A 2,451-nucleotide genomic window follows, 5' to 3' on the forward strand; every position below is an offset into this window, starting at 1 on the left:
CTACGGTCAGGTTCTTGCTTTCATTGGCGGCCAGTTGAATTTCGGTGACGGTCTGACCGGCCGATTCGAAGCGTACCTGCATGTTGGTCGGCTGATCGGCCGAAAGGGCAACGGTCAGGTCTTCACCGCCTTCGTTCTTGAGCGTCACCGTGTAGCGGAAGGTGCTGCTGGGTGTCCCGCGCTGTACCGGCAGCCCGTCCATGTCCAGCGAGAGGCGCGGGGGCAGTTTTTCCTTGACCGTCAGGGTGATGGGCATTTCGGCGGTTTGGGTCTTGCCCTTTGCCACCACTTTCAGGGTGTACTTGCCGGCTTCGGGGTTGGCGGGCGGTTCGATGCGCACGTCCACATTGACGGTGGTTTCACCGTCCAGATAGACCGCATCCACAATCCGGCTGCCGCCGCGGAAACTGGCTTCCCAGCCATCCGGCAGCCCCACCACTTCCAGATTGACCATTTGCGGACTGTCCGCCCGCAGTTTGAGGGTGAGGGTGACCACTTCGCCAAAGCCGATGATCTGGCTTGGATAGGTGGTGGAGATGGTCAGCCCGGCGGCAGGCGTTTCATCCTGAGCCTGTACCGGAACCGGCAGCACGAACAAGGCAATCAGCATTAAAACCAGTGAAATGGGTAGTAGACGCTTCATACTTCTTCACTCCTTATATGCAAAGATGTAAAAAGAGTCGGGTTTTTGACGGTTGCTATCCTACTACGAAAACATAAGAAAATGATTAGAAGATTGTTAAGGATTGTGTTTAACGGCGTGCCGGGGCAGGTGTCCGTTCTGCCCCGGTAGCGTAAAGAAAAGGTGAAGGAGGATTAATCCGTTGAGATAGTCGGCTCGGCAGCCGGAACGATCCGTTTTCCGCCGGGCTGCTGATCATCCAGCGTGTTGATGAGAGGCGCGGTTAAGCCGATGAATCCCATCAGCAGGCACATCACTCCGCCGAACAGATACCACGAACGCAGGCCCAGCCATTCGGCCACCGGCGCGCCGATCATCATGCCCAGCGGCATCATTGCTGAAGCCAGACTGTTGACCAGCGTAAACACCCGTCCCTGCATGTGCGGCTCAATTTTGGATTGCAGCAGGGCAAACAACGGCCCGTTGGTGAGCGGGTTCATAATTCCGGAAATTAACATACCGCTCCATGCAATCCAGTAACCCCATGCCGGGGCTGCTCCGGTGAGCAATACACCCACGCCAATGCCCATCAACGACAGCATGGAAGTGATGATTTTGCGCCGAAAACCGCCCCACGCGCTCAGCAGCAAGCCGCCCGCCACCACCCCCACTCCCCAGGCGGACTGCATCCATGCCAGTTGCAATGCGCCGCCTTTGAAGTGCTGGGTCACCAGCAGCGGCATGAAGGCCGAACCGGGGCTGAGCAGGAAATTGACCATGGCCGCCATGAGCAAGAGGGTAAAAACCCCCGGCCAGGAAACCACATAGCGGAATCCGCCGCGCACATCCGCCCAAACCGTTTTCGGCGTAACCGCCAGATGGGCATCTTCGCGGACGGGCTGGGGGATGGCGATGAACAGAAGCGGCAGAATTGCCAGCCCGGCGGTGACAATGTCAACCGCCAGCACCTGGAAGATGGGCAGGGTGCTCATCAGCAATGCGCCGAGCGGCGGCGCACCGATGCCGATCAGCCCGTTCAACGCCTGATTGGCTCCCGCAATGCGCGAAAGGTGCTCTTTGGGCACCATCAAGGAGGTGGAAGCCTGCATGGCCGGCCAGTGAAATGCCCCGCCCAGCGAACGGATGAAGAGGGCCACATAGACATGCCACAATTGCACCTGCCCGCTGGCAAACAAAATTACCAGCCCAACTGTGGCCAGTGCCACCGTACCATCGGCGGCAACCATCACCCAGCGGCGATTCCAGCGGTCCACCAGCGCGCCGGCAAATGGAGAAAGGAAAACCTGCGGCAGCAGCCCAACCAGCGAGGCGCTGGCCAGTACGGCGGCCGAACCGGTTTTTTCGGTCATCCACCAGATCAGCGCAAAGTGAACCAGCCCACTGCCCAGCAGCGAGAAGACCTGCCCGGCCCAGATGGGAATGAAGACGCGCAGCCACTTGAGGGAAGATTTCTGTTCCATAGGTTTCTAAAATACGGAAAAAAAGTGCCTTCGCCAAATCGGACGATTGGCAGGTTGCAGACCCGTTTTGACAATTATGGAGAGGAAGTTTAACCTCTCAGGCGGCTTTACTCGATGTATACCTCGACGTGTTCTCCGTCTTCGTCGTCGTACACATCCACCAGATGCCCGCTCTCACCGGATTGGATGAAGGCCATCAATTCGTTGACGTCCAGCCCTTCAATTTCGGGGGCAAAGCGCATCCCCATGCGGATGCCGGATGCCACCAGGTTGAGCGGCAGGCGTACATTGACGCGTGTCTTGCCGGTATCCGTATCGGTGACCCGCACGCGCAGCCAGCGCCCACCG

The 2,451-nt window shown here is 58.5% G+C and carries 2 protein-coding genes and 1 pseudogene; all 3 read right to left on the minus strand.

The genetic code is table 11. From position 1 onward, the window contains the following. On the minus strand, nt 1-643 hold a 643-nt coding region (locus VAE48_RS06090), incomplete at its 3' end, for an NEW3 domain-containing protein (protein ID WP_322792428.1). A gap of 173 nt (nt 644-816) precedes the next feature. After that, entirely contained in the window at nt 817-2,103 is a 1,287-nt protein-coding gene (locus VAE48_RS06095) for an MFS transporter (protein ID WP_322792429.1), read from the minus strand. Nucleotides 2,104-2,210: 107 nt separating this feature from the next. Further along, nucleotides 2,211-2,451, minus strand: a pseudogene (locus VAE48_RS06100) (hypothetical protein); the annotation flags it as partial.

This window comes from Bellilinea sp. (assembly GCF_034432615.1).
Classification (GTDB): Bacteria; Chloroflexota; Anaerolineae; order Anaerolineales; family Anaerolineaceae; genus Bellilinea.